Raw genomic sequence first — 17081 nt, 5'->3', positions numbered from 1 at the left:
TTCGTCAACCCCTGTTGTGGTTCCTCGATCGCGGCGGCGCCCCGCCGGGGCGCCTCAGGAGCGATGGCCGTCGACACCGGCCAGTCCGACGGCCTCCTCCAGTTCGTCACGGCTCATCTTCGACCGGCCCGGCACGTCCAGTTCCGAGGCCCGCTGGAGGAGTTCGCGCTTGGTGACCCTGCCCTCGGGCCTCCTCTCGACCCTGGTGCCTCGTACGCGCGGCTGCGCACGTGCGGCGCGCGACCGCGTGCCCTTGCCGCGCTGCGCCGGCAGGCTCCGGCGCAGGGCCTCGTCGAGCCCGGCCGCCTCCTCCGGGGGCGCGGCCTGCTCGGGGCGGTGGGTGAACGTGCTGCCCTTGGCCTTGGCCCGCACCAGCTCGGTCAGGCGCCGGCCGTAGCTGTCCTCGTAGTCCCGCGGGTCCCACTCGGCCGAGAGCGCGCCGACCAGTTCCCTGGCCAGTTCCAGCTCGCTCTTGGTCAGCGCCGCGTGGGCCACGGGCGGCATGACGTCGTCGGGCTCGCGGACCTCGTCCGGCCACCACAGGGTGGAGGCCGACAGCACGCCCCGGTTCGGCTCGACCAGGACGGGATACTCGCGGTCGCGCAGGACGACGGTGGCCACGCCCATACGGCGGGTCTGCTCCAGGGCCGTGTACAGCAGCTGGTAGGGCTTGGCGTCCGCCGCCGCCCTGGGGGCGACGTAGTAGGTGGAGGCGTACCACAGCGCGTCCACGGCGCCCTGTGACAGGAAGCCGGTCAGCCCCATGGTGCGCGAGCCGTGCGGAAGGATCTCGTCCAGCTCCTCGGGCTCCAGGACCACGTACTCGTCCTCGGGCCCCGTCCTGGCCCCGCGCACGACGTCCTCGCTCGCGACCTCCTCGCCGGTGCGCTCGTTGACGCGGACATAGCGGATGCGGTCGGCGGTACCGCGTTCGAACTGGTGCAGCACGGGTCCCCTGCGTTCGCGCGCGCTGTAGAGGCGCACGCCGATCGGCACCCTGCCGAACATCAGCGTTCCCACCCAAACCGGATTGACCATGATCCCCTCCTTCGCCTCCCATCATCACCGCTACCAGGCAAAATATCGGTCCGTAACAGCAAAAGCCCGAAAAAGGCGAAGCATCCGGGGCCGTCCGGGAAGGTACGGGTCCTCAAGGCCCCGACTCTTGACCGACCGGTCGGTATTGCTACTGTCGCGGCAGTCCCCGATTGGAGTTCTCCCATGAGTACGACCGTCAAGGCCGCCGTCTTCTCCGAGCAGGGCGCCCCTCCGCAGATCCGGGACCTGGTCCTGCCCGACCCCGGCCCCGGCCAGGTACGGGTGCGCCTGGCCGCCGCGGGCGTGTGCCACTCCGACCTGTCCCTGTCCAACGGCACGCTGGCCCAGAAGTGGCCCGCCGTGCTCGGCCACGAGGGCGCCGGAACCGTGGACGCCGTGGGCGAGGGCGTCACCGGCCTGATGCCCGGCCAGCAGGTGATCCTGAACTGGGCTCCGCCGTGCCGCGAGTGCTGGTTCTGCCGCCAGGGCGAGCCCCACCTGTGCGAGCACGCGCTGGACCGCACGGTGCAGGCCTACGCCGAGCTCTCCGACGGCACCCCCGTCTATCCGGGGCTGGGCTGCGGCGCGTTCGCCGAGGCCACCGTGGTACCCGCCCACTCCGTCGTACCGCTGCCCGACGGGATCGACCCGGCGGTGGCCGCGGTCCTGGGCTGCGCGGTGCTCACCGGCTGGGGCGCCGTCAACAACTCGGCGGGGGTGCGCGAGGGCCAGTCGGCCGTGGTCCTGGGCCTGGGCGGGGTCGGCCTGTCGGTACTCCAGTCGGCGCGTCTGGCCGGGGCCGACCCGGTGATCGCCGTGGACGTCGCCCCCGACAAGGAGGAGCTGGCCCGCTCGCTGGGCGCCACCGACTTCCTGGTCGCCGACGACTCGCTGACCAAGGCCGTGCGCAAGCTGACGGGCGGCCGGGGCGCCGACCACGCCTTCGAGGTGGTCGGTTCGGCCAAGGTGGTGCGTTCGGCCTGGAGCGCGTCCCGGCGCGGAGGCACGATCACGGTGGTGGGTGTGGGCAGGGCGGACGACGAGGTGTCGTTCAACGCCCTGGAGCTGTTCCACCAGGCCCGCACGCTGCGCGGGTGCGTCTACGGCTCCGGCGACCCGAACCGCGACATCCCGCTCATCGCCGACCAGGTGCGTTCGGGAGGACTGAAGCTGTCGGCGATGATCACCGACGAGATCCCGCTGGAGGGTGTGCCGGAGGCCTTCGAGCGCATGGCCCGGGGGAAGGGCGGCCGGTCACTGGTGCGTTTCGGCCGCTGAGGGCGGAGGGTCCCGGCGGTGCCGTGCGCGGCACCGCCGGGACCCGTCTCACGCGGGCGGCCCGGACGGGCTCAGCGCCCCGGCCGTGGGACGGGGGTGCCCTCGGCGTCGAGCATGGTGACCTCCAGCGGCGCCGCCGCCTGGGACAGTCGGAGCCGGTGCCGGCGCAGCGCCCGGCCGTAGAGGTAGGCGAACGCGCACCAGGCGGCCACGGGCACGAACAGGGAGCCGGAGGTCAGGAAGGCGTGGGTCAGCGCCATCAGCAGCCCGTACACGGCCATGGTGAACATCTGCTGGAAGCCGCTCCCCCACTGCTGTCCTCCCATGATCAGCGCGATGGCGGCGGCCGCGGCCATCGGGCCGACGAACACCGTGACCAGCGGGTAGACGACCACGAAGAGCACGACCGTGGTGCACAGGCCGCCCAGGGGGAAGGACCAGAGCGCCTAGCGCCAGTCGGTGTCGGTCCACTCGGAGAGCCCGGGCTGCTCCGCGTGCGTCCGGGCCGGCCCGGCACCGCCCCCGTACCTCTCCACCAGCAGGATCGCCACGAACAGCGCGATCCACACCAGGGTCACGGCCGTTCCGGTCCAGGACACGAGGTCGTCCGCCAGCAGGGAGGGCGTGTCGGGATCGTACTCGTGCAGCCGGGGCGGGACGAGGCCGATGTCGGCCGGGGTGACGACCCGGGCGGAAGCCACGAAGGCCATGACCGCGAAGACCTCGACGAGGGACAGCCAGACCCCCAGGTGGTGGAGGCGCGTCACGGGCGGGGGGCGGCCGGGTTCGGCGGGTTCGCCCATACGGCGGGCCAGGGGCCGCGTCAGCAGGGGCTGGGCCGTCAGGAACAGCAGTGCGGCGAACCCGATCAGGAGGGCGGCCGGGCCCGGGTCGAAGGTCGGGGGATGGAAGTACACGAGGGGTCCTCTTCGGTCAACACGGTGTCACCAGCGTGAACGGGTCCGGACGGACTCCGGCGCGCGGGCCGGATGATTCTGTCCGAACCCGGATTGTTTGTCACCCGGTGACAAATGATGTGGCGTACGACACACATCCCCTTGCCGAGCCGGTCGTGCGGGGGCACAGTCGTCACCATCGCGCACACCGTGCCCGGGGCACGGCCGACCTGAGGGGAAGAACCGTATGGACAGCGGAGACGACCACGCCGACGCGATCGTCGTCGGTGCCGGACTGGCGGGCCTGGCCGCGGCCGCCGAACTGGCCGACGCGGGCAAGCGGGTGATCCTGCTCGACCAGGAACCCGAGCAGTCCCTGGGCGGCCAGGCGTTCTGGTCCTTCGGCGGGCTGTTCCTCGTGGACTCCCCCGAGCAGCGCCGCATGGGCGTCAGGGACTCGGCCGAACTGGCCCTGCAGGACTGGATGGGCACCGCCGGGTTCGACCGCCCGGAGGACGCGTGGCCCCGCCGGTGGGCCGAGGCCTACGTGGACTTCGCCGCCGGTGAGAAGCGCTTCTGGCTGCACCAGCAGGGCCTGCGGTTCTTCCCTATCGTGGGCTGGGCCGAGCGCGGCGGCTACCTGGCCGACGGGCACGGCAACTCCGTGCCCCGCTTCCACATCACCTGGGGCACCGGCCCCGGCGTGGTCGCGCCCTTCGAGCGGCGGGTGCGCGCGGCGGCCGAGCGCGGGCTGGTCTCGACGCGCTTCCGCCACCGGGTGGACGGACTGGTGGTCACCGACGGAACGGTCACCGGCGTGCGCGGCTCCGTCCTGGCCCCCAGCGACACCGAGCAGGGGCGGGCCAGCAGCCGCGAGGTGGTCGACGACTTCGAGGTGTCCGCGCAGGCGGTCATCGTCACCTCGGGCGGGATCGGCGCCAACCACGACCTGGTGCGCCGCAACTGGCCCGAGCGTCTGGGCACCCCGCCCGAGCACATGCTCTCGGGCGTGCCCGAGCACGTGGACGGACGCATGCTCGCCATCACGGAGGAGGCGGGCGGACAGGTCATCAATCCCGACCGCATGTGGCACTACACCGAGGGCATCCGGAACTGGGACCCGGTCTGGGCACGGCACGGCATCCGCATCCTGCCGGGTCCGTCGTCGCTGTGGCTGGACGCGACCGGCAAGAGGCTTCCCCCGCCCTACTTCCCCGGCTTCGACACCCTGGGCACGCTGGAGCACATCATGGGAAGCGGCCACGAGTACACGTGGTTCGTGCTCTCGCAGAAGATCATCGAGAAGGAGTTCGCGCTGTCGGGATCGGAGCAGAACCCCGATCTGACCGGCAAGGACATCGGCCTCGTCCTCAAACGGGTGCTTCCCGGCGCGCCGGGTCCGGTGGAGGCCTTCAAGAGCAACGGCGCGGACTTCGCGGTCGCCGACAGGCTGCCCGAGCTGATCGGGAAGATGCGGAAGATCGCGGGTGACGGGGTGCTGGACGCCGACACCGTCACCCGCGAGGTGGTGGCCCGTGACCGGGAGATGGTCAACACCTTCACCAAGGACCTGCAGGTGACGGCCATCCGCGGTGCGCGCAACTACCGGGGCGACCGCCTGGCGCGGGTGGCGAGCCCGCACCAGATCCTGGATCCCAAGGCGGGCCCGCTGATCGCGGTGCGCCTGCACGTCCTCACCCGCAAGACCCTGGGCGGGCTGCACACCGACCTGGACGCACGGGTGCTGCGCGAGGACGGCACCCCGCTTCCGGGGGTGTACGCCGCGGGCGAGGTCGCCGGGTTCGGCGGCGGCGGGATTCACGGCTACCGGGCGTTGGAGGGCACCTTCCTGGGCGGGTGCCTGTTCTCCGGCCGCACCGCCGGTCGGGCCGCGGCGGCCGCCCTGGGCTAGGCAGCGGGCGTCCACCGGGCCGTGGGGCCGGGTGCCCCTCGGGGCCCGTCCCCACGGCCCGATCCCTCACTCCGGTGAGGTGTCGTCCCCCTGGCCCGTCCCCTCGTCCGGTCCGGGCCCGCGCGGCCGGCCCCGACGGGGGATGGCCCCGGCCTCCTTCGGCATCCGTCCCGCCTCGTCCAGCGCGCGGCGCAGGAGGAACTCGATCTGTGCGTTGGTGCTGCGCAACTCCTGCCCGGCCCACCGCGCGATCGCGTCGTGGACGGCGGGGTCGAGCCGCAGCAGCACCTTCTTGCGCTCGGGCACGGCCACCTCACGCGGATTACTGGTACAGGGTCCCTGCGTTGACGACGGGGCTGGCGGGGCGGTCGGAACACAGCACCACCAGCAGGTTACTGACCATGGCGGCCTTGCGCTCCTCGTCCAGCTCCACCACCTCCTCCTCCGACAGGCGGGCGAGCGCGCGGTCGACCATCCCGACGGCTCCCTCGACGATCTCCTGGCGGGCGGCGATCAGCGCGCTGGCCTGCTGTCTCTGGAGCATGGCCTGGGCGACCTCCGAGGCGTAGGCCAGATGGGTGAAACGCGACTCCACGATCCGCACCCCCGCGGCCTCGACCCGCTCACCGACCTCCTGGGACAGTTGCTCGGTGATCAGGTCGGCGCTGCCGCGCAGGGACCGGCTGGTGTCGGCGTCATAGGAGTCGTAGGGGTAGTTGCCCGCGATGTGGCGCACGGCGGCCTCGGTCTGGATGGAGACGAACTCGACGAAGTCGTCCACCTCGAAGGAGGCCCGGGCGGTGTCGTCGACCTGCCAGACGATGACGGCGGCGATCTCGACGGGGCTGCCGGAGGCGTCGTTGACCTTCATGACCGAGGTCTCGTGGTTGCGGATGCGGGTGGAGACGCCCTTGCGCACGGTGAGGGGGTTGACCCAGCGCAGCCCGTCGGTGCGTACGCTGCCCACGTAGCGGCCGAAGAGCTGGACGACCTTGGCCTCGTTGGGCGCGATCATCTCCAGGCCGACGAAGAGCAGGAACCCGACCGCGGCGAGGAGCACCCCGACGGGCACGAGGGGCACCGGCAGTCCGATGAGGGGGGACAGGGCGACGCCGACGCCGACGAGGAAGAGCAGGATGCCGACCACGGCCATCAGCATGCCGTCGACGCTGGTCGCGGGGTGTTCTCGGTACTGGGGCGCATGGGCCGGGCCGGTAGCGGTCATCTCGTTTCCGTTCTCTTCGTGGTGATGACTGGACAATAGCATTGTGATATCACTTTTAATAGACGTGAGGCCCGCCAGGGCCCCCACCGAGAAGGAGACGCGATGAGCGCCGACACCCCCCGACTGCGCCCGCCCCGGCACCGCGTGGACAAACGCGCCGTGTGGTGGTGGACGACCCGGTCGCTGACCGTGGCCGTCGTCCTCACCGTGATCCCCGTGGTGCCCGCGGTCATCTGGGAACCGCCGCGCTTCTGGCTCCTGCTCGCCGCGGCCGTGGTCGGCGGGCTCGGGCTGCTGATCACCGTGGTCATGCCGCAGTGGCGTTACCGGGTCCACCGCTGGGAGGTCACCGACACCGCCGTCTACACCTCCAGTGGATGGCTCTGGCAGGAGTGGCGCGTGGCCCCGATGTCGCGCGTCCAGACCGTGGACACCGCGCGCGGCCCGCTCCAGCGGGCGTTCGGGCTCTCCAACGTGACCGTGACCACCGCTTCTGCGGCCGGTCCGATCGAGATCGCCGGGCTCGACCACGCGCTGGCCACGCGGGTGGCCGACCAGCTCACCGACACCACGCAGGCGACCCCGGGAGACGCGACATGAGTTCTCCGGACGAACACCGCCCCGCGGCCGAGGAGGACCTCCCGACCGTGCCCTCCGACGCGCGAGGCGAGCGGGAGGGAGCCGCCTCCGGGGAAGGGGGCGCCGCCCCCTCCACCGCTGACTGGCAGCGGCTGCACCCGCTCAGCGTGTGGGCCAGCGCGATCGTCGCGGGCGTCTTCCTCGTTCCCTCCGCGGTCGTGGGCACCGTCGTCCTCGTCTCCGCGGGACAACCCCTGTGGGCCCTGGCCCCGGTCCCGGGCGCTCTGGCGTTCCTGGCGTTCATGACCTATCTCGACATGCTGCGTCTGCGCGCGGTCCGCTACCGCGTCACCGCCGAGCGCATGGAGATGCGTTCGGGCATCATCGCCAAGGCCTACCGGTCCATCCCGCGCGAGCGCGTGCGCAGCGTGGACGTGGCGGCGCCCGTCTACGTGCGGGTCTTCGGCCTGTGCTCGGTCACGGTCGGCACCGGCGAGAAGGTGGGGGCCGGTTCCGAGCAGCTCCAACTGCTCTACGTCACCGCCGAGCAGGGCGAGTGGCTGCGCCGCGACCTGCTGTACCGGGGCACGGCCGGGACCGCCGGGGTTGCCGGGGACTCCGCCGACGGGGACCCCGACGCGGGCGAGGAGGCCGAGACCGAGTTGGCCAGGCTCGACCGCCGCTGGTTCGCCTACGCCCCCGCGACCACCGCCACCCTGGGCGTGGGCCTGGGCGCCATCACCGGCCTGTTGGGGCTCAACGCCCAGACCGGCGGGGTGGGATGGGACTGGCTCTCCGACCAGGCCGACCTGCCCAGCATCGCGGAGATGTCCTCGTTCGTGATGGGGCGGTTCCTGCTCGTGGTACCCCTGGCACTGCTGGGGCTGCTGGTCTCCGGCGTGATCGTCCTGACCGCCGTGGCGGTGGAGACCTGGTGGGACTACCGACTCACCAGGGAGGCCGACGGCACCGTGCGGCTGCGCAGGGGCCTGCTGACCAGCGTGTCGCTGTCGGTGGAGGGACGCCGCCTCAACGGCGTCACCCTGCACGAGCCGTTCGTGCTGCGCTCCGTGGGCGGGGCGGACGTGCGCGCGGTGGCGACCGGCCTGGCCGCCGCGGACGACAAGAAGACCAGCGCCAAGAGCCGCCTGTCCCCGGCCATGCCGCGGAGGCGGGCACGCGAGCTGGCCGCCGGCCTGATGCGTACCCCGGACTCGCCCCTGGACGGCCCGCTGGCCGTGCACCCCCGGGAGGCGCTGCGCCGCCGCTTCACCCGGGCCACCGTCGTCACCGTGCTGGGCGCGGTGCTCGCCGGTGCGCTGGCCTGGCTGCAGACGCTGGTCAGCGCGGCCTGGTGGGAGGTGGTGCACGAGGCGGAGCGGGAGATCATCCCCGTGCCGCTGGCCACGAGCACGGTGGAGGCCGCCCCGAGCTGGGGGTGGGCGGTGCTGGCGGTGCTGATCGCGGCGGTGGCGTTCTGGTACGCGGTGGGATCCTACCGGGGCCTGGGCCACGGGCTGCACCCGCGCCACCTCGTCGTGCGCCAGGGGATGGCGATACGCGACACCGTGACGCTGGAGCGGTCGGCGGTGATCGGCTGGCGGATCACCCGGTCACCGTTCCAGCGCAGGCTCGGCCTGGCGGACGTGGCGGCCACGACGGCCGCGGGGCAGGGTGTGTACGCGGCCAGGGACGTGGGCCTGGGCCAGGGGCTGGCCTGGGCCGGCGAGGCGGTCCCGGAACTGCTGGAACCCTTCCTCGTGCGCGGGGACGGGCGTGGGAGCGACGAACCGTCCCACGACTGAGCGTGGAACCACTCGCGGCCCTGGTGGCCCTGGCGCTCGCCCCGGGGCGGGCACGGGGCCGCTAGGGCCGTTCGGGAACCGTGTTGCGGATGGGGTCTCCGTCGACCCGCAGGCCGCTGGTGTGCGTGAGCGCCATCTCCAGGATGGGGTAGGTCTCGAACACGCGCTCCATACGGAGTGCTTCGAGCACGCGCGCGGCGATGGGCGCGGGCTCGGCGAGGACCACGTGCCGCCCCTCCCGGGTGAGGCTCCTGTAGACCGACACGAGGGCGCCGACCCCGCTGGCGTCGAAGAAGTCGAGCCCGGACATGTCCACCACCAGGCAGTCGCACCGCGAGTCGTGCGCGGCCTGGAGCAGCCGGTCACGCATACGGTCAGCGGTGGCGAGGTCGATCTCACCGTGAACGGGGACCACCGTCACACCCGTACAGGGGAAGCGCTCCTGGGCCGAGAACCGGGCATCCTTCGCCACTCGAGCCACCTCTCACCGAACGTAATCTTTTCACTACGCAACCGCGTACGAGATCGTAACCTCTCCAGAGAGGCCATGGGAGGCTTTCCGTGAGAAAAACCGGCGAAATCTCGCCGATGTGGCCGTGAGGACAGTCCCGTGTCACCTCCCCCGCGGCTGGCGGGCCGCCCCGCGCCCCGGCCCCTCACACCCTGTTCTCGGACACTCCCGGAGCCGTCCCCTCGTCGTGCTTTACGAGCACGTGTGCGGTAGGAACGAGCACGTGTGCGGTAGGAAGCGGCACAGGCGGCACTCCGTGTCCGCGCCCCGCGGGCCCGGTCCCGCGGGCCGATCTCCAGGACAGCTAGAGAAGGGAGGGAGCGGCGGCCTCGCCCGGCCGACGGCCGGGACGCCCGCCGCGTACCCGATGACCGATACCGCCGACACCCAGCCCGGTTGGTTCTCCCCCGAGGAACTGGAGAACATCCGCGGCCGCATGCCCATCCTCTACGTCCAGGCCGTACCCGTACGGGTGGACGAGGTGGGCCAGGTGACCCACGTCGGCCTGCTCATGCGGGCCACCCCCGAAGGCAGTTTCCACCGGTCGGTGGTCTCGGGCCGGGTGCTCTACCACGAGCGGGTACGCGACGCCCTGCTGCGGCACCTGGAGAAGGACCTGGGGCCGGTGGCCCTGCCGCACGTCCCCGCCTCCCCACAGCCGTTCACGATCGCCGAGTACTTCCCCACACCGGGGGTCACCTCCTTCCACGACACGCGCCAGCACGCGGTCGCGATGGCCTACGTCGTCCCGGTCTCGGGCGACTGCCAGCCGCGCCAGGACGCCCTGGACCTCGTGTGGCTCACACCGGAGGAGGCGGTGAGCCCGCAGATGCGTGAGGAGATGACGGGCGGCGAGGACACGCTGCTGCGCCAGGCGCTGGCCCACGTGGGCCACGCTCCCTAGGAACGTGTGGGCGTCCCCCGGCGGTGTGCGCGTGCCACCGCCGGGGGACGTTCGCGCGGTGCCGGTCGAACGCCGGACCCGGGTACGGCGGTGCCCGAAGGCCCCGGCAGCACCAGGCCCGGCCCCGACCCGGGCGCGTAGGCTCGGCCCCATGTCCGAACCGCTTGTCTCCGACGCCGTCGCACTGGCCCGGGAGGCCGCCACCGGTGGGGCCCACCGCGCCGTGCTGGGCCTGACCGGGGCCCCCGGGGCCGGAAAGTCCACGCTCGCCCGCCACCTGGTGGCCGGAGTCGAGCGGGAACTGGGCCCGGGCGCGGCCGGGTACCTGCCCATGGACGGCTTCCACCTGTCCAACGCCCAGCTCGACCGGCTGGGGCGGCGCGACCGCAAGGGCGCCCCGGACACCTTCGACGCGCACGGTTACGTGGCGCTGGTGCGCCGCCTGCTGGACGAGACCGACCACCCCGTCTACGTGCCCGACTACGACCGCCGACTGCACGAACCCGTCGCCGCGCGGCACGTGGTCGCCCCGCACACGCGCCTGGTGGTGACCGAGGGCAACTACCTGGCCGGCGACGAGGAGCCCTGGGTGCGGTTGCGCGGGCTGTTCGCGCAGCTGTGGTACGTGGAGGCCGACGACGAACTGCGCGAGCGCAGGCTGTACCAGCGCCAGGTGTCGGGCGGGTCGACCGACGAGGCCGCCCGCCGGTGGGTGGAGCTCAGCGACCGCCCCAACGGGGAACTGGTCAAGCGCTTCCGGGACGCCTGCACGCGCGTGGTGCGCCCGGGAAGCCTCACGGAGGGCTGAGGGCGCGGAGCCGCCGCCCGGGGTCGCCGTGAATGTCGACGCCGGATGGTTGGGTGGCACCATGAGCGAACAATCGGTTCTCGTCCTGGGAGCCACCGGGACCACAGGACGCCGGGTGGCCGCACTCCTGAACCGGAGGGGGCATCCGGTACGGGCCGCCTCGCGGCGCGGCCGTGTGCCGTTCGACTGGTCGGATCCGGCCACCTGGGAGGGCGCGCTCGACGGCGCGGGCGCGGTGTACCTGATGGCGCCCGACGGCGTGCCCGTGGACCCCGCCTTCGTCCGGCTGGCGGTGGAGCAGGGGGTGCGGCGCCTGGTGCTGCTGTCGAGCCGGGCCGTCGAGGAGATGGGCGACGAGCGCCTGCTGGCGGCGGAGCGCACGGTGCTCGAGAGCGGAGCGGACTGGACCGTGCTGCGCTGCGACTGGTTCGACCAGAACTTCGACGAGGGGTTCTTCAACGAGTCGGTGCGTGCCGGGCGGATCACCCTGCCGCTGGGCGGTGCACGGCAGGCCTTCGTGGACGCCGGCGATATCGCCGCGGTGGCGGCCGAGGCGCTGACCGGGCAGGGGCACGCGGGGCGGGTGTACGAGGTGACGGGGCCGCGCGCGCTGTCCTTCGGCGAGGCCGCCGAGCTGATCGGCCGTGCGGCCGGGTATCCGGTGGCCTACCGGGGCGAGCCCGAGGACTTCGTCCGCGAGCAGGTCGCGGCCGGGCTCTCGGAGGAGGAGGCCAGGGGCGCCGCGTCGGCGTTCGCGGCGCTGACCGAGCTGGGCGACGGCGTGCCCAGCGGGGACGTGCGGAGTGTGACCGGACGTGAGCCCAAGGACTTCGCGGACTACGTAGTGGACGCCGCACCCGCCTGGCGCGACTACTAGAGCGTTTTTCGTGGACGCCGCCTGTCGTGAGCGGCGCCCGGGACGGAACTGTGTCCGTTCGGGTCCGTTCACGGCAGGGCGCCCCGACGACCGTCGGGTATGCGGGTGGCCGCAGGCCTGACCGGCCGGGCGATTACTCCGACGTGCGCTCCGGCCCGCGAACCGTGTGGCCGTCAGCCGGATCACCGCGACGCAGCCCGTCCGGGATCGCGTCGGGCACCGGCCGGTCGTCGTGTTCGCGGGGTGCTCCGTCCTCGCGGTGGTCACGGAGGGGCCTGAGCGGTTCGGTCACCGCCCATACCGCACCGGAGACGTCGGAGGGGTGGCAGGGGCGGGCGTCCCCGCCGGATTCGCATCCGCGCGCACAGCGCGGTCCTGGCGGGGATGTCCTGCTTTCTCACCGGTGGGCCTGGGGATCACCTGACGCAGCTGGACGCCCCGACAGCCGTTCAGGCGGCGAACGCGCGGCGGGGCCGGCCGGTCCGGCGGGCGAAGCGGCGGGCCGCGCCGCGCGTCAGGGACAGGTTGGGGCCCGCCTGTCCCCCGCCTCCGCCGCGCAGCCCTCCGTAGGAGGAGGCCACGACGTACTCCTTGTACCGGGCGGCGACCCGGCCGGTCAGGACGAACCGGCGCGGGCTGTCGTCGGCGTGCACGAACTGGACGAGTCCGTCGCGGCGACCCAGGCTGACGCACTGGAACAGGTAGCCGAACGGGGCGGTGTCGGGCTCACGCCCGGCCAGGCGCGCGGTGATCGCGTCGGCGGCGCTCCACCCCATGGGCAGGCCCATGGCGCACGACATCCGCAGCTCCTGTCCCCGCACCCCGGTCGCATGGGCGGCGTCGCCGACCACGTACACGTCGGGGTGGGAGACCGAGCGCTGGGTGGCGTCCACCATGGCGCGGCCGTCGCCGTCCACGGTGAGTCCTGCGTCGGCGGCCAGGGACGGAACGGTGAAGCCGGCGTTCCACACCACGAGGTCGGCGGGGACGCGGGTGCCGTCCTCCAGCCTGGGCCCGTCGGCGTCCACGGCGGCCACGGCGGTGTCCTCGCGCAGCGCCACGCCCAGTCGGCGCAGAGCTCCGCGCACGTGCGCCCCGCCCCGGGGACCGGTACCGGGGGCGACCCGGCCGCGGGTGAGGAGTCGGACGCGCAGGCCGGGATGGCTCTCGGCGAGTTCGGTGGCCACCTCCAGGCCGGTGAGGCCGCCCCCGACCACGGCCACGCGTTCGGGGCGCTCGTCGGTGACGCGCCGGGCGAGCGCGCGGGCCTGGTCGAGTCCGGCCGCGGTCGCGGTGTACTCGTCGGCCCCCGGCACCCCGCCGGGTCCGGCGCTGCTGCCCAGGGCGAGGACGAGGGTGTCGTAGGGGAGGTGGCGGAGCGTGTCGTCCACGCGCACGGTGACGGCCCCGGCACCGGTGTCCAGGCCCTCCACCCGGCCGACGACGAGGCTGACGCCGTCGTTGAGGGAGTCGGCCAGTGGGTGCACGCCGACGTCCTGGCCTGCGGCGACCTGGTGCAGGCGGACGCGCTCGACGAAGTCGGCGGTGGCGTTGACGAGCGTGACGCGGGCGTCGAGCCGGCCCCGACGGGCGTTGCGGGCGGTGCGCCGGGCCGCGGCGAGCCCCGCGTACCCCGCTCCGAGGACGACGATGTCGTGTGCCATGGGAAGCTCCTACCGTGTCGTGGACCGTCATGGCACATGACGGAGGAGGGGCCCGGGAACGTGACATGCCCGCCCGGTGCCCGGCTCCGGAGTCACACGACGCGGTGGTGCGGCTCCCGGCCCGCCACGAAGGCCGCGACGACGGCCGCCCACTCCTCCCTGCGGCGCTCCTGGCACTCGCGGGTCCTGGCCGCGAAACGGGAGCTGAGCACCAGGTTGTCCAGGCGGGGGTAGGGGTTGCGCTCGCCGACCAGGTCCAGGCCCGCGCCCCGGATGCGTCCCTCGCGAAGGGCGTCCGTCAGGGCGTCGGAGTCGAGGACCCCGTCGGGTGAGATGCTGGCCAGAACCGCAGAGGGCTTCATCAGGGAGAGCTCCCGCGCGCCCAGCAGGCGCCGGGAGTCGGCGTTGAGCGGCAGGGTGAGGAAGACGGCGTCGGACACCGACAGGAGCTTGGTCATCTCCACCGGGGTCGAGCCCTCCACCCGGCGCGGACCGCGGTTGACGTGCAGCACCTCCATGCCCAGGCCGCGCACCATGCGCGCCACTCCCGAACCGATGTGTCCCATGCCGACGATCCCGGCGACCTTGCCGGAGAGTTCCATGCTCTCCCGCCCCGCGCACAGCATGTCGCCGTCGCGGACGCGCTCGTTGATCGGCACGACGTTCTTGGCGACCGCCATCATCAGGGCGACGGCGTGCTCGGCCACCGCGTCGCCGGTGTACCCGGCGATGTTGCACACGGCGACACCGCGCTCGCGGCAGTGGTCCAGGTCCACGTACTCCACGGCCGTGGTGGTGGCGACGACCAGCTCGAGCTCGGGCAGCAGGCGCAGGTTCTCCGCGCCCAGGTCCATGTAGGTGGTGACCAGGATCCGCGTGTCCGGGCGGCGCCGGAACTCCTCCGCCGGGTCCAGGCTCCCGCTGGAGTCCTGCACCCAGTGCGCCTCCACGCTGTCGGACAGGTGGTCCAGGACGTCCGTGGGGACGGGCTGTCGGTCGTTGAGCACGAGGCAGCGCTTGGGCTGGGTCAAACCGTTCCTCCAGTGTGGCGGGGCGGATGCGGACGGGTACCGGTTCCGCGGGGTCGGGCACGCCGATCCGGCGGTCAGACCTTCCCCAGGATCTCGCCGACGTCCTTGTAGCGCCTCCAGTCCAGACCCCGCAGGAACTCCTCGGAGCCCTCACCGTGGGCCTCCCACACGTCGGGGGCCCACTCCTGTTCCAGGTTGCACCGGCCCGTCAGCGGATAGAGGTGCTGGAAGGGCGGAGGCGGGGGCATCTCCGCCGCCATGCGCTCGGCCAGGGAGGCCAGCCGGGGGCGGTCCACCTCACCGACCAGGGCCAGGGCCTCGGCCAGGTCGGTGTTGCCGCCTCCCAGCCCGTAGCCGTTGAGGGAGCCGTCGACGAGGTCGAAGCCCGCCTCCAGCGCGATCCGGGAGTTGGCGACCGCGTGGCCGAGGTTGTCGTGGGCGTGGAATCCCACCATGCCGGACCAGGCCGCCCGCACCCCGGTGAACAGTTCGGCGGCCGCCTCGGGCAGCAGCGCGCCGCGCGAGTCGGCCAGGTAGAGCCATTCGACGACGCCCGAGCGGTCGACGCGCTCGACCGCGGCGACCAGTTCCTCGGGTTCGTAGGCCGTGATGCTGATGAGGTTGAGCGAACAGGTCACCCCGGTGGCGCACACCGCCTCGGCGGCGGCGAGTACGTGGTCCACCCGCTCCACGAAGCAGGTCAACCGCACCACGTCGAGCACCTCCGCGCGCGGCCGCAGCAGGTCGGTGACCTCCTGGGGGCCTCTGCCGTTCACGCCGAGCATGGCGACCACGCGGGCCTGCCCGGTGTCCTCGCCGACCTGTCGCAGCAGGTCGGGCGGGCACTGGAGCGTGGGTTCGAGCGCGGGGTCGTCGCTGATGTAGCCGACCTCCACGTAGGGCACGCCCACCTCGCCGAGGACCTTGGCGTGCTCGCGCACGGTGGCGTCGGTGAATCGCCAGGAGTTGAGGTAGCCGCCGTCGCGCAGGGTGACGTCGAGGATCTGTGGTCGCCGGAGTCCGGTGGCGGTGCGTCGAGCGGGCAAGTGTGCCTCCTGACAAGCGCCGAGGATTCGCTTTCAGTAATGTGGCCACTACACATAGTCGCCAAACATCCGACCTTGGTGGGAACCGACCCCTCCACCACTGGTTTCGGCGTAGGTGGCCCTTGTGTTCCCGCCCGCGCGTCCTGACTCTTTCGCGACCACGCGGGAGAAGTTCCCCTGCCCTGTTCGGAGACCGGCCATACGTGCCGTGCCCGAGAGAACACGAATCCGTGCCGGGAGGCACGAGAGCCCGTGTCCCCGCGTTCCGTTTGAGTCACACGCCCCGTCGGGTAGTCGAGGACGGGAACCTCCGCCGTCCGACGACACGGACGGCCGGGCCACGCCCTCGGGCCCGGCACCAGGAACGACGGCGGGGGAAGAGAGCGGGGGCACTCTTCTCGGAGGGCGTGTCATGGCCAGAAGAACGAGCGGTGGCGGTGCGGCGGGCAGAAGGCGGGAGGACCCGGCCACGGGACCGGTCGCACCGCCGGAGCAGCGGGGAGCGCCCGAGGAGTACGCGGGAACCGACCGCCTCGCCGACGAGCAGGAGCTCCTGGAGGGGGCCGACCCCATCGAGGACGACGAGGGAGCCAGTCTCACCGTCCTGGAACGGCAGACCTGTTTCAACCTGCTGAACACGCGCGACATCGGACGCGTGGCCTTCACGATCGAGGGGGACGCCGCTCCGACGGTCCTGCCGGTGAACTACGCCCTGGTCGACGGGGGCATCGTGTTCCGCTCCACCCTGGCGGGCGCCATCATGCGCCACGCGCGCGGGTACGCCGCCTTCCAGGTCGACAGCCTGGACGAGGAGAGCCGCGAGGGGTGGAGCGTGCTCGCCAGCGGACCCTGCCAGTGGATCCGCGACGCGGACGAGCTGGCCCGCGTCCCCCAGGGCCGCCTCCCCCGGCCCTGGGCCGAGGGCGAGCGCGACCAGGTCCTGAAGATCACCCCGGGCAGGCTGAGCGGAAGGCAGATCAGCAGGCGCTGAGACCGGGGCGGCCCGGCCACCGCGTACGGTCCGGGCCGCCCGACCGCGGTTCCCCGTTCCAGGACCGGCGCCTCCGGCCCGCACTGCAGGTCGCCGTGCCCCGCGCGTCCCACCCCACGCCCCACGGGCCCCTTCCACGCGTCCGTCCGGCAAAGGGCGGATCAAGGGACACGGAGCAATGGACACCGGGGTCAGCACACCATCACTTAGAGTGTTCGCGCGAGGATGTGTCGGCGACAAGGGACCGGGAAGACACCATGTCCATGCCCAACGACGATGACGACGTACGCCTGCGCGCGATCGAGGCGCACCTCGCCGCGGAGGACCCGAACTCCGCCCGGCGGCTGGAGGACTACGCGGCGCGGATCGGCGGCGCGCACCGCTGTGCGGGCTCTCCCCCGAACGGTGCGCTGCTGCTGGTCTGGATGGGCATGATCGCCATCGCCCTCCTGTTCGTCCTCGCCTCCCGGTAACCCCCGCCCTACGGTTCGGCCGCCGTGGCCGGACCGCCACGCC

General features: G+C 72.7%; 18 protein-coding genes. 9 read left to right on the top strand and 9 right to left on the bottom strand.

What is annotated here, in order from left to right; all coding sequences use genetic code 11:
- Nucleotides 1-54: 54 nt before the first annotated feature.
- Nucleotides 55-1038 (bottom strand): non-homologous end joining protein Ku, encoded by a 984-nt coding sequence (gene ku / locus FYX01_RS09845; RefSeq protein ID WP_150239772.1) that lies wholly within the window; start codon nt 1036-1038, stop codon nt 55-57.
- A gap of 183 nt (nt 1039-1221) precedes the next feature.
- Here ku and FYX01_RS09840 point away from each other — a divergent pair, with 183 nt between their 5' ends.
- Entirely contained in the window at nt 1222-2316 is a 1095-nt protein-coding gene (locus FYX01_RS09840; RefSeq protein WP_150239770.1) for a Zn-dependent alcohol dehydrogenase, read from the top strand.
- Nucleotides 2317-2387: 71 nt separating this feature from the next.
- Here the strand turns inward: FYX01_RS09840 and FYX01_RS26580 are convergent, their stop codons facing one another.
- Nucleotides 2388-2720, bottom strand: a complete 333-nt coding sequence (locus FYX01_RS26580; protein WP_223830383.1) for a hypothetical protein — start codon at nt 2718-2720, stop codon at nt 2388-2390.
- A 42-nt stretch (nt 2721-2762) separates the two neighbouring features.
- The gene (locus FYX01_RS26575) at nt 2763-3233 is read right to left on the bottom strand and encodes a hypothetical protein (RefSeq protein WP_223830382.1); all 471 of its coding nucleotides are present in this window, start codon (nt 3231-3233) and stop codon (nt 2763-2765) included.
- 226 nt (nt 3234-3459) lie between these two features.
- Here FYX01_RS26575 and FYX01_RS09830 point away from each other — a divergent pair, with 226 nt between their 5' ends.
- Nucleotides 3460-5124 carry an FAD-binding dehydrogenase gene (locus FYX01_RS09830; protein ID WP_150239768.1) on the top strand — a complete coding sequence of 555 codons (1665 nt, stop codon included), beginning with the start codon at nt 3460-3462 and terminating at the stop codon, nt 5122-5124.
- 66 nt (nt 5125-5190) lie between these two features.
- Here FYX01_RS09830 and FYX01_RS09825 read toward each other — a convergent pair whose 3' ends face one another.
- Together FYX01_RS09825 and FYX01_RS09820 are read right to left on the bottom strand one after the other, a co-directional pair.
- The gene (locus FYX01_RS09825; RefSeq protein WP_150239766.1) at nt 5191-5430 is read right to left on the bottom strand and encodes a type II toxin-antitoxin system antitoxin; all 240 of its coding nucleotides are present in this window, start codon (nt 5428-5430) and stop codon (nt 5191-5193) included.
- A 16-nt stretch (nt 5431-5446) separates the two neighbouring features.
- Nucleotides 5447-6349, bottom strand: a complete 903-nt coding sequence (locus FYX01_RS09820; protein ID WP_150239764.1) for an SPFH domain-containing protein — start codon at nt 6347-6349, stop codon at nt 5447-5449.
- A 102-nt stretch (nt 6350-6451) separates the two neighbouring features.
- Here FYX01_RS09820 and FYX01_RS09815 point away from each other — a divergent pair, with 102 nt between their 5' ends.
- On the top strand, nt 6452-6949 hold the full coding sequence (locus FYX01_RS09815) for a PH domain-containing protein (RefSeq protein ID WP_150239762.1): 498 nt from the start codon (nt 6452-6454) through the stop codon (nt 6947-6949).
- Nucleotides 6946-8733, top strand: a complete 1788-nt coding sequence (locus tag FYX01_RS09810; RefSeq protein ID WP_150239759.1) for a PH domain-containing protein — start codon at nt 6946-6948, stop codon at nt 8731-8733. The genes FYX01_RS09815 and FYX01_RS09810 overlap by 4 nt, the downstream gene beginning before the upstream one ends.
- Before the next feature lie 61 nt (nt 8734-8794).
- On the opposite strand, the gene FYX01_RS09805 is transcribed toward FYX01_RS09810, so the two are convergent.
- Complete coding sequence (locus FYX01_RS09805) at nt 8795-9154, bottom strand: STAS domain-containing protein (RefSeq protein WP_150240091.1); 360 nt, start codon at nt 9152-9154, stop codon at nt 8795-8797.
- A gap of 457 nt (nt 9155-9611) precedes the next feature.
- Between FYX01_RS09805 and FYX01_RS09800 the strand changes: the two genes are divergently transcribed.
- The 3 genes from FYX01_RS09800 to FYX01_RS09790 all read left to right on the top strand — a co-directional run bounded on the left by FYX01_RS09800 (nt 9612) and on the right by FYX01_RS09790 (nt 11833).
- Nucleotides 9612-10148 (top strand): NUDIX hydrolase family protein, encoded by a 537-nt coding sequence (locus FYX01_RS09800; protein WP_150239757.1) that lies wholly within the window; start codon nt 9612-9614, stop codon nt 10146-10148.
- Between the two features lie 151 nt (nt 10149-10299).
- The gene (locus FYX01_RS09795; protein WP_150239755.1) at nt 10300-10956 is read left to right on the top strand and encodes a nucleoside/nucleotide kinase family protein; all 657 of its coding nucleotides are present in this window, start codon (nt 10300-10302) and stop codon (nt 10954-10956) included.
- A gap of 61 nt (nt 10957-11017) precedes the next feature.
- On the top strand, nt 11018-11833 hold the full coding sequence (locus FYX01_RS09790) for an SDR family oxidoreductase (RefSeq protein WP_150239753.1): 816 nt from the start codon (nt 11018-11020) through the stop codon (nt 11831-11833).
- Nucleotides 11834-12282: 449 nt separating this feature from the next.
- Here the strand turns inward: FYX01_RS09790 and FYX01_RS09785 are convergent, their stop codons facing one another.
- The 3 genes from FYX01_RS09785 to FYX01_RS09775 all read right to left on the bottom strand — a co-directional run bounded on the left by FYX01_RS09785 (nt 12283) and on the right by FYX01_RS09775 (nt 15574).
- Nucleotides 12283-13497 carry an NAD(P)/FAD-dependent oxidoreductase gene (locus FYX01_RS09785; protein ID WP_150239748.1) on the bottom strand — a complete coding sequence of 405 codons (1215 nt, stop codon included), beginning with the start codon at nt 13495-13497 and terminating at the stop codon, nt 12283-12285.
- Nucleotides 13498-13589: 92 nt separating this feature from the next.
- Nucleotides 13590-14528: a 2-hydroxyacid dehydrogenase gene (locus tag FYX01_RS09780; protein ID WP_223830381.1), complete on the bottom strand. Its 939-nt coding sequence runs from the start codon at nt 14526-14528 to the stop codon at nt 13590-13592.
- 74 nt (nt 14529-14602) lie between these two features.
- The gene (locus tag FYX01_RS09775) at nt 14603-15574 is read right to left on the bottom strand and encodes a beta/alpha barrel domain-containing protein (protein WP_150239746.1); all 972 of its coding nucleotides are present in this window, start codon (nt 15572-15574) and stop codon (nt 14603-14605) included.
- A 412-nt stretch (nt 15575-15986) separates the two neighbouring features.
- Between FYX01_RS09775 and FYX01_RS09770 the strand changes: the two genes are divergently transcribed.
- On the top strand, nt 15987-16565 hold the full coding sequence (locus tag FYX01_RS09770; protein WP_150239744.1) for a pyridoxamine 5'-phosphate oxidase family protein: 579 nt from the start codon (nt 15987-15989) through the stop codon (nt 16563-16565).
- Between the two features lie 257 nt (nt 16566-16822).
- Nucleotides 16823-17038 (top strand): DUF3040 domain-containing protein, encoded by a 216-nt coding sequence (locus FYX01_RS09765; protein ID WP_150239741.1) that lies wholly within the window; start codon nt 16823-16825, stop codon nt 17036-17038.
- Nucleotides 17039-17081 lie beyond the last annotated feature (43 nt).

The sequence above is a fragment of the Nocardiopsis quinghaiensis genome (assembly GCF_008638365.1).
GTDB classification, from domain to species: Bacteria; Actinomycetota; Actinomycetes; order Streptosporangiales; family Streptosporangiaceae; genus Nocardiopsis; species Nocardiopsis quinghaiensis.
The sequence above is the reverse complement of the archived record's forward strand: the minus strand, read 5'-3'. Positions and strand labels throughout refer to the sequence as shown.